Here is a 14,768-nt window from a genome sequence, read left to right as displayed (position 1 = left end):
TCGCAGCCGGAGATCACCGCTTTTGGACGGCTCGTGGCCGTCTGACACCAGCCTCGGCAGGCCGGACTGTCGGCTTGACGTCATTGGCGACTGAGGTCGCCGGAGGAGCTTCCGGCGATGGCCTGACGGAGCCGGCAGGAAGGTGCGATCATCCGACGATCGTTCCCGATCCACGATGACGGCCGCACCCGGACCGGACAGGGGAGTTGGACGTGCCCAGCACCGAACTGAGCCACAGCTACGACATCGCGGCGACGCCCGCTGCGGTGCTCGCCCACCTGGCGGACCCCGAGAACTACATCGGTCTCTCCCCGCTGCTCGTGGACGTGCGGGACGTGCGGTGCGAGGGCGGGGTCACGCACTACGTGGCCGTCGAGCGCTTCCGGTTCCTCGGATTGGTCCGGCACGACAACGTCATCCAGGTCAGCCTGCGCACCGACGACGCCCGACTTCCGGGTGAGGCGACGGTCAGCGGCGAGGTGGTCAGTCCCGGTGGTGTGCGGATGGACTACCGGTTCGCCCTCACCGCCCGAGGCGACGGCGGTTCCCTGGTGGTCGATCGGCTGCGGCTGCACGCGCCCTTCGGCCTCCTCCGTTACGCGGCCGGGAAGGCCGGAGCAGTACAGGCCGAGCGCGGCCGAGTACTGGCCCGGCGGCTGGCCGGCGGCCACTGAGGCGGGCGGGCCTGCCACCGTTGCCGAGCGGGTGGTGGTCTCACCTGGCCAGCGGTCAGGAACGTCGATGAGGACGGGCCGCCGACCGACCGAGGGCCCGTTGGGACTTCGGCCGAGGCCGCGAACGACGAAGGCCCGGACCGCTGAGCGGTCCGGGCCTTCTGCCGGCGGAGGATACGAGATTCGAACTCGTGAGGGGTTGCCCCCAACACGCTTTCCAATTCTGCTCGGGGGTGTTCGGCGGGGTCCGTACACGTTGTCACCTACGGCTTTCTGGTCGCTGAGAAGGCATCTGGACCAGCCTGAACGGCGATGAATGAGACCAGAACTGAGACCGAATCCACGACCGGGGCCGACGCTGGGACTCGGAACTGCCGTCGAGAAGCCTGCGCGTCCCGCGCGTGGATGGAGTCCCGCGGCGTGGCTTCGTAGCGATCGTGGCATGCCTCCGCACCCTTGACAGTCACGTCCCGTTAACCGGAGTATCACTCCCGTGAACCTGTCAGACAGCCAGACAGGTGGTACGAGACTGCGGCGCGTCAGCGCCATGGAAGCGGTCCTCACCCACCTCCGCCGTGCCATCGAGCGCGGCGACTACGCGATCGGTGACAAGCTCCCCTCCGAGGCGGAGCTGTGCCGCAGCCTGGAGGTCAGTCGCCCCGTGCTGCGCGAGGCCCTGCGGGCCCTGCAGACCATGGGTCTGACCGTCTCCAGGACGGGGAAGGGCACTTTCGTCGTCGCCAGCACCGTCGAGGACCCCACCTTCGGCGACTACGCGGCCAGCGACCTGCTGGAGGTGCGCCGACACGTCGAGATCCCGGTCGCCGGCTATGCGGCGCTGCGCCGTACTCCGGAGAACCTCGACCACCTGGCCCACCTCCTGGACCGGATGGAGCGGGAGACCGACACCACCGCGTGGGTCGCGATGGACACGCTCTTCCACCTGGCCGTGGCCGAGGCCGCTCAGAACCCGGTGTTCCGCCGGATCATCGAGGAGATCCGGGACGCGCTGGCCCGCCAGTCGGCCTTCCTCAACGATCTGGGAGGTCGGCGCGAGCAGTCCAACCGCGAGCACCGGGCGATCGTCGAGGCGCTGGTGGACGGTTCCCAACACGACGCGGTGGAAGCCATGGCCCACCACCTCGACTGCGTCGAGACGACCCTCACCGACATCGTGCGCCCCCGGCGCACGGACATCCCCACGGAAGGCAGACCCGAGGCGTGAGCGAGCAGTCCCTGCAGGAAGAGTCCGCCCAGGCGGACACCCGCACCTCGTCCGGTCACGTCGACGCCGGTGACGCGGGCTACCGCAAGTCCCTCAAGTCCCGACACGTCAACATGATCGCCATCGGCGGCGCCATCGGCACCGGCCTGTTCCTCGGCGCGGGCGGCCGGCTCGCCGACGCCGGCCCCTCCCTCTTCGTCGCGTACGCGATCTGCGGCGTCTTCGCCTTCCTCGTCGTCCGTGCCCTCGGGGAACTCGTCCTCTACCGGCCCTCGTCCGGCGCGTTCGTCTCGTACGCCCGGGAGTTCCTCGGTGAGAAGGGCGCGTACACCGCGGGCTGGATGTACTTTCTCAACTGGGTGACCACCGGCATCGCCGACATCACCGCCGTGGCCACCTACACCCACTACTGGGGCCTGTTCTCCGACATCCCGCAGTGGGTGATCGCGCTCGTCGCCCTGGCCGTGGTCCTCACCGTGAACCTCATCTCGGTGAGGATCTTCGGCGAGATGGAGTTCTGGTTCGCCATCATCAAGGTCAGCGCCCTCGTGATCTTCATGGCGATCGCCATCTTCCTGCTGGTCACCCGGCACCCGGTCGACGGCGCCGTCCCCGGCCCTTCGCTGATCACCGACCACGGCGGTGTCTTCCCCAACGGCGTGCTGCCGATGCTGCTGATCATCCAGGGTGTCGTCTTCGCCTACGCCTCCGTCGAGTTGGTCGGCGTCGCGGCGGGCGAGACCGAGAACCCTGAGAAGATCCTGCCGAAGGCGATCAACTCGATCATGTGGCGCGTCGGCCTGTTCTACGTCGGCTCGGTCGTCCTGCTGTCGATGCTGCTGCCCTGGAACAGGTACTCCGCAGGCCAGAGCCCCTTCGTGACGGTCCTCTCCCACATCGGCGTCCCGGCGGCCGGCGCCGTGATGAACCTCGTCGTGCTCACCGCGGCCATGTCCTCGCTCAACTCCGGCCTGTACTCCACCGGGCGCATCCTGCGCTCCATGGCGATGTCCGGCTCGGCACCGAAGTTCACCGGCGTGATGAGCCGCACCCAGGTCCCCTACGGCGGCATCCTGCTCACCAGCGGCATCTGCGTCCTCGGCGTTGGCCTCAACTTCGTCGTCCCGGCGGACGCGTTCGAGATCGTGCTCAACTTCGCGGCGATCGGCATCCTGTCCACCTGGGGCATGATCATGATCTGCCACCTGCTGTTCTGGCGGAAGACGCAGGCGGGCGAGCTGTCCCGGCCGGGCTACCGGCTGCCCGGCTCCCCATGGACCGAGATCGTCACGCTCGGCTTCCTCGTCTCCGTCTTCGTCCTGATGTACGCCGACGGCGGCGCCAGCCGTGCCACGGTGCTGTGCGTGCCGCTGATCGCGGCTGCCCTGGTGGCCGGCTGGTACGGCGTACGCGGGCGGGTCGCCCGTACGAAGTCCTCCGAGGTGAACGTGTGAACCACGCAGTTTCGTACGGAAGTTCGGTGGCTGAGGCTCAGGCCCAGCCTCCGGTGATCCGGGAGCCCCGCCACGCCCCGGTCGCCCACCTCGTCCGCGGTGGAGTCGTCGAAGGCATCCACTACGGCTCGGTCGTCGTCCTGGGCGCCGACTCGGCCGTGGAGCTTCAACTCGGTGACATCGAAGCCGCCTTCTATCCGCGCTCGGCGCTCAAGCCGTTGCAGGCGGTGGCGATGGTGCGGGCGGGGCTGCCGCTCGACGGGGAGCTGCTGGCGCTGACCGCGGCCAGCCACTCCGGCGAGGCAGTGCACCTTGCCGGCACCCGTCGCATCCTGGAGCTGGCCGGGGTCCGTGAGGACGACCTGCGCAACATCCCCGACCTTCCGTACGACCCGGTGGTGCGCGACACCTGGGTGCGCGAGGCGCGCCTGCCGTCCCGGCTCGCGCAGAACTGCTCCGGCAAGCACGCGGCCATGCTGTACACCTGCGAGCTCAACGGCTGGTCGCTGGAGGACTACCTCGACCCCGCCCACCCGCTCCAGCGGGCCATCGCCGAGACCGTCGAGGACCTCACCGGCCAGGCGATCGCCCGGGTGACCGTCGACGGCTGCGGCGCGCCCCTGTTCACCGCCTCGCTGCACGGGCTCGCGCGCGCCGCGGCCCGGATCACCACCTCGCCGGCCGGCACCCCGGAGGCCCGGGTGGCCGACGCGATACGCGAGCACGCCGAGATGGCCTCGGGCTCGGGGCGCGACGTCGCCGCGCTGATGCGCGCCGTGCCCGGGCTCCTCACCAAGGACGGCTTCGAGGGTGTGCAGGTCGCCGCCCTGCCGGACGGCCGGGCCGTCGCCGTGAAGATCTCCGACGGGGCGAACCGGGCGCGCATACCGGTCGTTGCCGCGGCCCTCGCCCGCGCCGGCATCGACCCGGCGGCTCTCGCCGAGTTCGCGGGTGAACCGCTACTCGGAGGCGGCAAGCCGGTCGGCAGCGTCCGGTCGGTCCGCGCGCTCGACCCGCTCTCCCCGACGCAAGCCTGACCGAGCGAATCGTCCACCTCCGAAAGGCCCACACCGCCATGACCTCCGCAGCCCACCGCAGCGAACACGACCTGCTCGGCCACCGCGACGTACCCGTCGAGGCGTACTGGGGCATACACACCCTGCGCGCCAGGGAGAACTTCCCCATCTCGGGGACGCCGATCTCCGCGTACCCGCATCTGATCGACGCCCTCGCCGCCGTCAAGGAGGCCGCTGCCCTCGCCAACGAGGAACTCGGCCTGCTGGAACAGGAGAAGGCCGCCGCCGTCATCGAGGCATGCCGCGAGATCCGCGACGGCAAGCTGCACGACCAGTTCGTCGTCGACGTCATCCAGGGCGGCGCCGGTACCTCGACGAACATGAACGCCAACGAGGTCGTCGCCAACCGGGCGCTGGAGCTGCTCGGCCACGCCAGGGGCGAGTACCAGCACCTCCACCCGAACGAGGACGTCAACCTCGGCCAGTCCACCAACGACGTCTACCCGACCGCCGTCAAGATCGCCACGGTCTTCGCCGTGCGCGGTCTGCTCAAGGCGATGGCCGTGCTCCAGGACGCCTTCGCCCGCAAGGCCGTCGAGTTCCGCGACGTCCTGAAGATGGGCCGCACCCAGCTCCAGGACGCGGTGCCGATGACGCTCGGGCAGGAGTTCTCGGCGTACGCGGTCATGATCGACGAGGACCGCAGCCGGCTCGCGGAGGCCGTCGAGCTGGTCCAGGAGATCAACCTCGGCGCCACGGCGATCGGTACGGGCCTCAACGCCCCGGCCGGATACGCCGAGTCGGCGCGCCGCCACCTGGCCGAGATCACCGGCCTTCCGCTGGTGACGGCCGCCAACCTGGTCGAGGCCACTCAGGACTGTGGTGCCTTCGTGCAGATGTCCGGCGTGCTCAAGCGGATCGCCGTCAAGCTCTCCAAGACCTGCAACGACCTCAGGCTGCTGTCGTCCGGGCCGCGCGCGGGCCTGAACGAGATCAACCTGCCGCCGGTGCAGGCCGGTTCGAGCATTATGCCCGGCAAGGTCAACCCGGTGATCCCCGAGGTCGTCAACCAGGTCGCTTTCGAGGTGATCGGCAACGACGTCACCATCACCATGGCCGCGGAGGCCGGGCAGCTCCAGCTGAACGCCTTCGAGCCGGTCATCCTGCACTCCCTCTCCAAGAGCATCATGCACCTGGAGCACGCCTGCCTGACCCTCGCCGAGCGATGCGTCGCCGGGATCACGGCGAACGAGGCGCAGCTGCGGGCCGCCGTGGAGAACTCCATCGGCCTGGTCACCGCCCTCAACCCCCACATCGGCTACGAGGCGGCCACCGGCATCGCCAAGGAGGCCCTGGTCAGCGGGCGCGGCGTCGCCGAACTCGTGCTGGAGAAAGGCCTGCTGCCGGCCGAGCGGCTGCAGGCGCTGCTGCGGCCCGAGGTGCTCGCGGGGAGCGGTTCGCCGCAGCTCTGACCCCGGTCGGCCCGAGCGGGGGGAACGCCCCCGGGCCGTTCTTCCAGCCACCGCTGTGTCCGGGTGGCGGTCGGCGGTGGCAATCACGTCGCCCAGCAGCTTGGTGCACCGGCCACTGGCGAACACGTCCTCGTAGGCCACGAAGTCGTCGGTGCGGCCAAGCAGCCGGGGCACCGGCAGCGCGCGGGAGACGGCCTGCCAGCCCGCGACCTCGGTGTCGGCCGCTGCCCGGCCGAGGGGCTTGCGGAAGGCTGCGAGGGCGCTCACCGGCGGCTCTCCGGTTGGGCGGTGGTGGCCAGCCAGTGGCCCAGGACGAGGATGGCCGGCTCGACGGCCTTGGCACGGTCGTCCCGGGCCTGAAGGCGGAGGTCGGAGTCGGCTGCTGCTTCGCGGTCGAGGAAGACCGCAAGGGCGTCGTCGTCGCCAGCGCACTCGGTGTCCTCGAAGCGATGGCTTTGGTGGTTCCGGCGAGAGCGTGGCGTAAGCCGCTCCGTCAGCCGCCAAAGCGGGCAAGCCCCAGGCCGGTGGCCCGGGGCTTGCTCCCTATGTGCGCTTGCTGGTTACTTGAGCGGCGTGCCGCCCGCGTTGCGGTAGGCGATGGTCTTGTTGATCAGGTTGCCGCCGTCGGTCTCGGGCGTGGTCTGTTCCGTCCAGCCGGCGCCGAACAGGATGCCGCCGACGTGTGCGTTCGCCGCTTGGTCCAGGTGCGAGAAGAACCAGTCGACCTTGTCGTCCTTGTAGTGGTTGGGCGTGTTGTTCTGCGCCATGTTGCCCAGGGGGACCTGCCACAGGACCACCGGCTTGCCCACGGCCTCGGCCATCGTCTTGTAGAAGGCGAGCGCGGCGAAGCCCTTCTGGTCGTTCCAGTAGGTGTTCTTGCTGCCGTGGGCGGGCAGTGCGTACCAGCCCGCGTCGCGGTCCGTCACGTCGGTGACCAGGAAGTCGGCGCTCGATGCCCCGAGGTCCGCGTAGTCCTTGGCGCACTGCGGGGTGTTCTGCTGCCAGTCGAAGCAGGACAGGTGCAGGCCGATGCCGGTGTTCGGCGCGTACTTGTGCCCCATCGAGATAAGGCACTGGGCCAGGCCGGAGGCGCTGTTCTCCTGCGAGCCGCAGTCCGTGGGGTTCGCGGCCTGGACCTGCGCGGCGACCTGGTGCGGGTTGCCGAGCGAGCGGACGTAGCCCCAGAAGTCGGGCTCGAGGTCGATCATGTCGTGCGAGGTGCCGATCTTCTGGAGCAAGAAGCGGTAGTCGTTCAGGTAGCGGGTGAGCAGGTCGGCCCGGTTGATGGCCTGGACCTCGCCCGGGCCGCCGCCCTGGCCCGCCGCGTCGCCGAGGTCGCGCAGCGAGTACCAGGTCCAGAGCTGCTTCTGCGGGCGCGACTTGCCCTGGTAGGTCTCATGAGCCGCATTGGCGTCCTTGTAGGTCACGAACGTGCCGGGCGCCGTGGTGCTGCCGGTCCAGCAGCCCCACCAGCCCGACCACCCGTCCTGGCAGCGGGCCGCCGTGTAGGCGTCCGACGAGGGCGCGGGCTGGCTGTGCACGTAGTTGTACCGCACGTCGAACGGCGCGGCGTGCGCCGAGGAGTCGTCCATCGCGCCGCCGATGAGCATCGTTGTGCTGCCCATGAGGGTCTTCGCCGAGCTGACGCTGCCGGGGGCCGGGGACGCCGGCGGCACGGAGGTCGGGCGGGTGCTCGGAGCCTGGCTCGCCGGAGCGCTGCCGGTCGGCTTGGTGGGCGTGGTGGGCGTGGTGGGCGTGGTGGGCGTGGCGGTGCTGCCGGAGCCGCCCGTGTTGCCGCCGACCGGGACGAGCTGCCACTGCTGCTGGGGGCCGTTCCAGTCGTGGTACTGGGCGAGGTGGCTCCCGTCGGTCTTGGAACCGCCCGGGACCTCGACGGCCTTGCCGTTGAAGCGGTTGATCAGACGCACGTAACCGTCCGACGACTTCTCCAGGTGGAACTGCTGGTTGGCGCCGTTCAGGTCGCGCCACTGCACCAGCGCGGCGCCTTCGGCGTCCGACCAGCCGTAGTCGTCCAGGACCTTGCCGGAGTTACGGTTCTGCAGCCGGTAGTTCCCCTCGCCGGAGTCGACGAACTTCCACTGCTGGTTGGTCCCGCCGGTACGGCTCCACTGCCCCAGCGGAGAACCGTCGTACGTGGCGTAGTCGAGGGCGTCCAGCGACTCGCCGGTGGCGCGGTTGACCAGCGTGTACCAGGCGTTGGTGTCGACGGTTCCCGCCGAGGCCGTGCTGACCACGGCCACGGAGCCGCCAAGGACGGCCAGGCCGACGGCCGCCCAGAGACTCCGACGCTGGTACAGGCGCCGCTTCCTGTGACTTGGGGCGAGGGACATGCCTGCTCTCTTTCAGCCGTTGTCTGTGACAGACCGGGTGTCCGGACACCCCCCCAGTTGTCGCCGCCCCCGAAAGGGTTGCCGCGGATCGCAAAGATTTTTTCGGGCACCACGCGCCGACGCGGTGGTGTTCGCCGCGGGGGCCGGACCGAACCTGAAGGCGAAGCGGGCTGCCGAGGAGGCGATCAGGGACCGGCCGCTGGACTGGACGATCCTGCGTCCCGCCGCCCTCGTCGACACCCCGACCGAGGAAACCGCCCGGAGGGTGGGGGCCTTCGGTGGTGGGGCCGTTGATCAGAGGTGCTCGTGGAGGAGTTCGCCCGCGCCGGTAGCGTCGTCGTAGATGCTGTACCGGTAACAGCCGGCTTCCAGGTTGCCGGCGAAGGACTCCAGGACGGACAGCCAGCTCGGTGCACGCTCGTCATCCGGATCGGGGTCCCAGCCCTGGTCCGAGTAGATCAACCGGCCCGGCGACCCCTCGGGGTCCAGATCCATGACCACGTGGGAGCCGTCGCCCTCCACGGTGAGCGGAACGTAGGCCCGCGAGGACCAGTCGTCGGCCGTGTTCTCGCGTATCTCGGCAAGCTCGGAAACGTCCCAGTGCATCCAGTCGTCGGGGCCCGCGCCCGGAATGTCGACCGCACGGTGGATCATGCACGAGGCCGCGAAGTCGACCGGCAGCGGATATCCGAGCTGCGCCTCGGCCATCGCGACCTCCTCGGCGCTCGCCGGTGCGGCCAGGCCGCCTAGCAGCGCCGGAGCGTGCACCGTCAGCGCCTCCTCGATCCGCCGCCAGGCCTCGGCCACCGCCGCGCGCTCCAGCCGTGCGCTCTCGGAGTCCGGGCCGGTCAGGAACCGCTCGGCGACCTCGCGGTCGGACGGGCCGAGCCGTGCCGCGGCCTGGAGACGCAGTGCCCGGTTGAGCGACAGCTTCCTGACGACCCACCACAGCGCCGCGGTCACCTGGCCCTGAAACTCAGGACCCGCATCGAGCACCGCCGCCACGATGTCCTTGTCTCCGCCCGTGACCAGGTACTCCTTCGGGTTCAGCACCAATGACTCCAGTGCCAGCCGCACCGCGTCAGGACGCTCGGCCAGCTCCAGCACGGTCAGCGGCACCGCGACGAGACCGACCGGCACGCCACCGGCGACCACGCCGTGCAGCAGTTCGTAAACATGCTGCCGATCCACGTACGGGCTCAGCGTGAACATCTCCTGCACTCGCCGGGGCGTCAGCCGCGCAGCCATCCGGGCCAGCACGTCGTTGGTGTGCTGCGGTCCGAGCTGGGCGAAGTCGGCGGCGAAGAAGGGCTCCACGTGTCCGTTGGCGAGTTGGAGCCGGGAGCGCGCCGCCTCGGACTGCCCGGGGTCGAGCGTGGCCAGCGCGATCTGGGTGGCCATCGCGGCGGGAGCGGTGGGGGAAAGATCCTTGTGAAGAGAGTGGACCAGCGCCGGGTCGTTCGGAAGGTTCGCCAGATATCCGCTCAACTTCGCAGCCGCGCGCAGGCGTTGCTCGGGAACGAGGTCCACGATGGTGCGGGCCACCTCGATGCGGCTCACGAAGTCGAGATCCAGCAGGTCGACGAGCGCGCTGCCGATCGCCTCGCGCTGAGCCGTGTCCTGGGCGAGCATCTCGCGTACTGCCGCGCACCCCGATGGGACGAGGTCAGGCAGTTCGCTCACCGGGCCGTGCGGTGACTTCCACTCGTCCGGAAACAGCGCCAGCGAGACTAGTGCCGACCACGTCCCGTCTTCGAGCGCCATGCGCAGCATCGACGGCGGCACGGCCGACGACTCACTCCGGGTCCGGTTCCGGTTGGCGCCCGCCGTCAGCCGGACCAGGGCGTCCTCCCTCGGCTCCGGTCCGAGTCGGGCGAGTGCGGCGCTGTGGACGGCGGCCCTGGCATCGCCGGTGTTCCGGAACCGCTCCCGTGCCGCCGGGAGTTCGTCGGGGTCCAGGACTGCCAGGGCGATGTGCGTGAGCAGCGCGGCGGAACTCGTGTCGGAGACGTCCTGCTGCGGATATGGGATACGCGCCCGATCGTTCATCGGGTCGGCGCCGTAGAGGCGCAACTGCGCGGCGGCGGCAGCCCGTTGCTCGGGAACAAGCTCCACGATCGTGCGGGCCACCTCGGGGCGGATCGCGAAACCGTGGTCCAGCAGGTGGATGAGAGTCAGGCCGACCGCTTCGCGCCGAGCGTCGTCCTCGGCCAGTACCATACGCGCCGCCGTACACGCCGCCGACGTGAATTCCGGGATGAAGTACTCCGGGCCGTTCGGCAGCAGCCAGGATGCCATGCAGGATCGGGGTACATGGCTCAGGTGTGCCACCACGGGTCAACCTCCGCGAGATCAACGACTGTTCGTCGGAGTCGCACCCTATGCCGGGGCGGTGACAGCCCGGGATCATGTCGAGGGGGCCGCAGGTGCGCCGGTTGCGGACCGGGCACCGAAGCTCACAGTGGTCCTCGCCCGCGGCCAGGATGTACCCGACCGCCCCCCGGCCGGCAGCAGCGGCACGCCGAGGTGGCCGATTCCGGCGCGCCAATTCTCCGATAGCTGTCGGTGTCCCTGGGGTGCCGAGGGAGGCGGAAAACGAGGTGGACGGTTCGGTCGGGCTCGTCGGCGAGGTAGCTGACATGTCCGTTGGCGGTCGCCTCGTACTCCCACTGCGTAGCCCGCCCCCTCCGAGGGCCCGGGTCGCCAGTCGGCCTCGCAGCCGGTGCTGCCGATCCGGGGCGCTGATGGGCAACGGGGCGGGCGATGCGGGCGGTGTCGAAGCGGCGACGGGTGTTTCCCGGGTGCCTCCAAAAGATCTTTCCGTGAGGGCGACGGTTTTTCCGCCCGCCGCTGGTCTGGATAGGTACCGGACCCGACCAGTACTGAGGAGATTCCGATGTCAGATCCCGTTCAGACCGCAGTGGTCACCGGTGCCAGCCGTGGCTTCGGGCGCGCGATTGCCGCCGCGCTCGTCGCCCGGGGGACCCGCGTCATCGGCATCGCCCGCGACGGGCAGGGGCTGCGCGCCGTACGCGACGAACTCGGCGAGGGCTTCACGCCCGTTGCCGCAGACGCCACCGACGAAGCGCTCGCCGCAGAGGTGATCCGCACGCACAGCCCGAGTCTGCTCGTCCTCAACGCCGGGGCCACGCCGCACATGGCGCCCGTGCAGGAGCAGACCTGGGAGACCTTCAGTCGCAACTGGGAGGTCGACACCCGGCACGTGTTCACCTGGACCGGGGCGGCGCTGCGGGAGCCGCTGGCGCCGGGCAGCCTGGTCCTGTCGATGTCCAGTGGGGCCGCTCTGGGAGGCTCCCCGCTCAGCGGCGGGTACGCCAGCGCCAAGGCCGCCGTCCGCTACCTGCGCCAGTACGGCGCCGAGGAGTCCGAGCGGGCCGGGTCGGGAATCCGGTTCGTCACGGTGCTGCCGGACATGACCCCGGTCGGCGGGGTGGGCGAGGCCGGGGTCACGGGCTACGCCGCGCGGGTGGGTGTCGATCGGGAGACCTTCATCGAGGGACGGCAGCCGATCCTCCACCTGGAGCAGGTCGGCAAGGCCGTCGTGGAACTCGCCGGGAACCCGGACAGCGGTGCGGAGTACCGGCTCGGCAGCGAGGGTCTGAGCCCGATCGGCTGAGCCGCCACCCGGCCACGCCGCCCACCGCCGCCTACAGTGGCCCCGCCGCACTCCGAGGAGGATCCGCGATGCCCTCGAACGCCGACTTCACCGCCCTGGCCGAGCCGTTCCGGCCGGAACTGCTCGCGCACTGCTACCGGATCCTCGGCTCGATCCATGACGCCGAGGACCTGGTGCAGGAGACCTACCTGCGGGCGTGGCGTGGGTTCGACGGCTTCGAGGGGCGATCCTCGGTGCGGCGGTGGCTGTACCGGATCGCCACCATGGCCTGCCTGACGGCACTGGAGACGCGCAAACGCAGGCCCCTGCCGTCGGGGTTGGGCGCGCCATCGGACGACCACCGGGTGGCGGTGGCTCCCCGCGAGCCGACGATGGCGTGGCTCCAGCCGGCGCCGGACGCCCGGTTCGGCGCCGACGACCCGGCGACGGTCGTGGCTGCGCGGACGGGCGTGCGCCTCGCCTTCATCGCCGCGCTCCAGTATCTGTCCGCCCGCCAGCGCGCCGTGCTGACCCTGCGCGACGTACTGGGGTTCCGGACAGCCGAGGTCGCCGAGATGCTGGACACGACCATCGCGGCCGTGGACAGCGCGCTCCGCCGCGCCCGCGCCCGCTTGGCCGACGCCGGACCGGTCGCGGACGACCTGGCCGAGCCGGACGAGGAGACCAGGCGCACCCTCCTCGACGGCTACGTCGACGCCTTCACCCGCGCCGACCTCGCCGCGCTGGTCAACCTGCTGCGCGTCGACGTCGAGCTGGAGATGCCGCCCACCCCGACCTGGTTCACCGGCCGCCGGGCCGTCCTCGGCTTCCTGACCGACCAGGTGCTGCGCCCCGACCTCTGGCGGCTGACGCCCACCAGCGCCAACGGCCAGTCCGCCTTCGTCATCCACAGGCACGCGGGGGACGGGCGGTACGAGCCCTACGGCGTCCAGGTCCTGACCCTGATCGGCGCCCGCGTCGCCCGCATCACGGCGTTCAACGACGCGAGCCTGGTGCCGACGTTCGGATTCGATCCCGCGCTCGCGACGGAACGTGGCTGAGATCCTCGGTCTGCCGACGTGCTTCCTGCGATCCTCCCCGGCGCCTGACGGCCGCGCAGTCCGCGCAGCCCGCGAGGCGTGGTTCGTCGAAGCGGCGAAGTCGCCGTCGTCCAGTGTGGGAGGCCGGTGAACGACGAAGGCCCGGACCGTAGAACGGTCCGGGCCTTCGTGAAGGCGGAGGATACGAGATTCGAACTCGTGAGGGGTTGCCCCCAACACGCTTTCCAAGCGTGCGCCCTAGGCCTCTAGGCGAATCCTCCGTGGGAGAGCTTAGTACATGTTCCGGGGTGCTCGCGACCAGCTATCCGCAGGTGGTCACGGGTGGCTGCCTGCGGATCGTGGATGCGGGGTGGCGGTACAGGTCGGGGCGGGGATCCGCTACTCTGGTGCCAGCCCCTCGTGTGGCGTTATCTCTCTGAACCCCCCCAGGGCCGGAAGGCAGCAAGGGTAGGAGGGCTCTGGCGGGTGCACGAGGGGTCCTTGCGTTCCCGGACCGGGTCCGGCCGGGTGCAGGGTTCGGGGTCTGGCAGTAGGGGGGTGGCCTGCGGGGCGACGCGTTTGTCTGTCCCGCCCGATATCGTCGGTGGCGTGTCCCTAGCCCTGTACCGCCGCTACCGCCCGGAGACCTTCGCGGAGGTCATCGGGCAGGAGCACGTGACCGCTCCGCTCCAGCAGGCCCTGCGCAACAACAGGGTCAACCACGCCTACCTCTTCAGCGGCCCCCGCGGCTGCGGCAAGACGACCAGCGCGCGCATCCTCGCCCGCTGTCTCAACTGCGAGCAGGGCCCGACGCCGACCCCGTGCGGGGAGTGCCAGTCCTGCCGCGACCTGGCGACCGGCGGGCCCGGCTCGATCGACGTGATCGAGATCGACGCCGCCTCGCACGGTGGTGTGGACGACGCCCGTGAGCTGCGCGAGCGCGCGTTCTTCGCGCCCGTGCACAGCCGGTACAAGATCTTCATCCTGGACGAGGCGCACATGGTGACCTCGGCCGGCTTCAACGCGCTGCTGAAGGTGGTGGAGGAGCCGCCGGAGCACCTGAAGTTCATCTTCGCCACCACGGAGCCGGAGAAGGTGATCGGGACGATCCGCTCCCGCACCCACCACTACCCGTTCCGCCTGGTGCCGCCCGGCACGCTGCGCGACTACCTGGCCCAGGTCTGCGGCCGGGAGCAGATCCAGGTCGAGGACTCGGTCTTCCCCCTGGTGGTGCGGGCCGGCGCCGGCTCGGTGCGTGACTCGATGTCGGTGATGGACCAGCTGCTGGCCGGTGCCACCGAGGGCGGGGTGACGTACCAGATGGCCACCGCGCTGCTCGGGTACACCGACTCCGCGCTGCTGGACGAGGTGGTCGACGCATTCGCCGCGCAGGACGGCGCGACCGTCTTCCAGGTGATCGACCGGGTGGTCGAGGGCGGGCACGATCCGCGCCGGTTCGTCACTGACCTGCTGGAGCGGCTGCGCGACCTGGTGATCCTCGCCACCGTGCCGGACGCGGGGGAGAAGGGGCTGCTCGACGCGCCCGCCGACCGGGTCGCGATCATGCAGGCGCAGGCGGACGGGTTCGGCGCGGCCGAGCTGAGCCGCGCCGCCGACATCGTCAACACCGGCCTGACCGAGATGCGGGGGAACGCGGCCCCGCGGCTCCAGCTGGAGCTGATCTGCGCCCGGGTGATGCTGCCCGGCGCGTACAGCGACGAGCTGTCGTTGCAGGCCCGGCTGGACAAGCTGGAGCGGCGGGCCGCGACCGGGGCCCTCACCGCCCCGGCCGGGGGCTTCGCCGCCGCGCCGCAGTACCAGCCGGCTGCAGCTGGTCCGGGGCCTCAGCCCGCTGACCGCCGGGATCGCGGAGATGCCGGCCTTCGTCGGAGCGGTCGTCGGCGGGCTGCTGACGGCCCG

Annotated in this window: 11 protein-coding genes, 1 tRNA gene and 1 other RNA gene; 10 read left to right on the top strand and 3 right to left on the bottom strand. The window is 70.5% G+C overall.

The genetic code is table 11. The annotated features are described in order from the left end of the window. The first annotated feature begins 212 nt into the window (after positions 1 to 212). The 5 genes from AB0D08_RS28315 to aspA all read left to right on the top strand — a co-directional run bounded on the left by AB0D08_RS28315 (position 213) and on the right by aspA (position 5,841). On the top strand, positions 213 to 674 hold the full coding sequence (locus AB0D08_RS28315) for an SRPBCC family protein (protein ID WP_033818223.1): 462 nt from the start codon (positions 213 to 215) through the stop codon (positions 672 to 674). A gap of 547 nt (positions 675 to 1,221) precedes the next feature. Next, positions 1,222 to 1,899: a FadR/GntR family transcriptional regulator gene (locus tag AB0D08_RS28310; protein WP_359892812.1), complete on the top strand. Its 678-nt coding sequence runs from the start codon at positions 1,222 to 1,224 to the stop codon at positions 1,897 to 1,899. Beyond that, positions 1,896 to 3,353, top strand: coding sequence for an amino acid permease (locus AB0D08_RS28305; protein ID WP_359892809.1), 1,458 nt, complete (start codon positions 1,896 to 1,898; stop codon positions 3,351 to 3,353). The genes AB0D08_RS28310 and AB0D08_RS28305 overlap by 4 nt, the downstream gene beginning before the upstream one ends. Before the next feature lie 26 nt (positions 3,354 to 3,379). After that, a complete protein-coding gene (locus AB0D08_RS28300) occupies positions 3,380 to 4,390 on the top strand; it encodes an asparaginase (RefSeq protein ID WP_359892806.1) in 1,011 nt (336 codons plus the stop codon). Positions 4,391 to 4,428: 38 nt separating this feature from the next. Then, on the top strand, positions 4,429 to 5,841 hold the full coding sequence (gene aspA / locus AB0D08_RS28295) for an aspartate ammonia-lyase (RefSeq protein WP_033818219.1): 1,413 nt from the start codon (positions 4,429 to 4,431) through the stop codon (positions 5,839 to 5,841). Positions 5,842 to 6,401: 560 nt separating this feature from the next. On the opposite strand, the gene AB0D08_RS28290 is transcribed toward aspA, so the two are convergent. After that, positions 6,402 to 8,192: an RICIN domain-containing protein gene (locus AB0D08_RS28290; protein ID WP_359892804.1), complete on the bottom strand. Its 1,791-nt coding sequence runs from the start codon at positions 8,190 to 8,192 to the stop codon at positions 6,402 to 6,404. On the opposite strand from AB0D08_RS28290, the gene AB0D08_RS28285 reads away from it, so the two are divergent. Next, positions 8,191 to 8,535: an NAD(P)H-binding protein gene (locus AB0D08_RS28285; protein WP_082526220.1), complete on the top strand. Its 345-nt coding sequence runs from the start codon at positions 8,191 to 8,193 to the stop codon at positions 8,533 to 8,535. The two genes, AB0D08_RS28290 and AB0D08_RS28285, sit on opposite strands and share 2 nt — an antisense overlap. Here AB0D08_RS28285 and AB0D08_RS28280 read toward each other — a convergent pair. Beyond that, positions 8,487 to 10,490 carry an SMI1/KNR4 family protein gene (locus AB0D08_RS28280; protein ID WP_149037914.1) on the bottom strand — a complete coding sequence of 668 codons (2,004 nt, stop codon included), beginning with the start codon at positions 10,488 to 10,490 and terminating at the stop codon, positions 8,487 to 8,489. The genes AB0D08_RS28285 and AB0D08_RS28280 overlap by 49 nt on opposite strands. Before the next feature lie 598 nt (positions 10,491 to 11,088). Between AB0D08_RS28280 and AB0D08_RS28275 the strand changes: the two genes are divergently transcribed. Then, entirely contained in the window at positions 11,089 to 11,829 is a 741-nt protein-coding gene (locus tag AB0D08_RS28275; protein WP_359892800.1) for an SDR family oxidoreductase, read from the top strand. A 68-nt stretch (positions 11,830 to 11,897) separates the two neighbouring features. Further along, on the top strand, positions 11,898 to 12,869 hold the full coding sequence (locus AB0D08_RS28270) for an RNA polymerase subunit sigma-70 (protein ID WP_359892798.1): 972 nt from the start codon (positions 11,898 to 11,900) through the stop codon (positions 12,867 to 12,869). A gap of 175 nt (positions 12,870 to 13,044) precedes the next feature. Here the strand turns inward: AB0D08_RS28270 and AB0D08_RS28265 are convergent. Then, positions 13,045 to 13,129: transfer RNA gene (locus AB0D08_RS28265), tRNA-Ser, on the bottom strand. Between the two features lie 131 nt (positions 13,130 to 13,260). On the opposite strand from AB0D08_RS28265, the gene ffs reads away from it, so the two are divergent. After that, an RNA gene (gene ffs / locus AB0D08_RS28260) (signal recognition particle sRNA small type) lies at positions 13,261 to 13,351 on the top strand. A gap of 106 nt (positions 13,352 to 13,457) precedes the next feature. Next, positions 13,458 to 14,768 (top strand): DNA polymerase III subunit gamma and tau (locus AB0D08_RS28255; RefSeq protein WP_359892795.1); only part of this gene is annotated, 1,311 nt, incomplete at its 3' end.

The sequence above is a fragment of the Kitasatospora sp. NPDC048540 genome (genome assembly GCF_040651175.1).
Lineage (GTDB): Bacteria > Actinomycetota > Actinomycetes > Streptomycetales > Streptomycetaceae > Kitasatospora.
Note: the sequence above shows the minus strand (reverse complement) of the source record. Positions and strands in the feature narration are given on the sequence as shown.

Coding starts and splice junctions, on each gene's coding strand:
- AB0D08_RS28310 (WP_359892812.1), top strand. CDS start 1,222: ATGGAAGCGGTCCTCACCCACCTCCGCCGTGCCATCGAGCGCGGCGAC.
- aspA (WP_033818219.1), top strand. CDS start 4,429: ATGACCTCCGCAGCCCACCGCAGCGAACACGACCTGCTCGGCCACCGC.
- AB0D08_RS28285 (WP_082526220.1), top strand. CDS start 8,191: ATGCCTGCTCTCTTTCAGCCGTTGTCTGTGACAGACCGGGTGTCCGGA.
- AB0D08_RS28290 (WP_359892804.1), bottom strand. CDS start 8,192: ATGTCCCTCGCCCCAAGTCACAGGAAGCGGCGCCTGTACCAGCGTCGG.
- AB0D08_RS28280 (WP_149037914.1), bottom strand. CDS start 10,490: ATGGCATCCTGGCTGCTGCCGAACGGCCCGGAGTACTTCATCCCGGAA.
- AB0D08_RS28275 (WP_359892800.1), top strand. CDS start 11,089: ATGTCAGATCCCGTTCAGACCGCAGTGGTCACCGGTGCCAGCCGTGGC.
- AB0D08_RS28270 (WP_359892798.1), top strand. CDS start 11,898: ATGCCCTCGAACGCCGACTTCACCGCCCTGGCCGAGCCGTTCCGGCCG.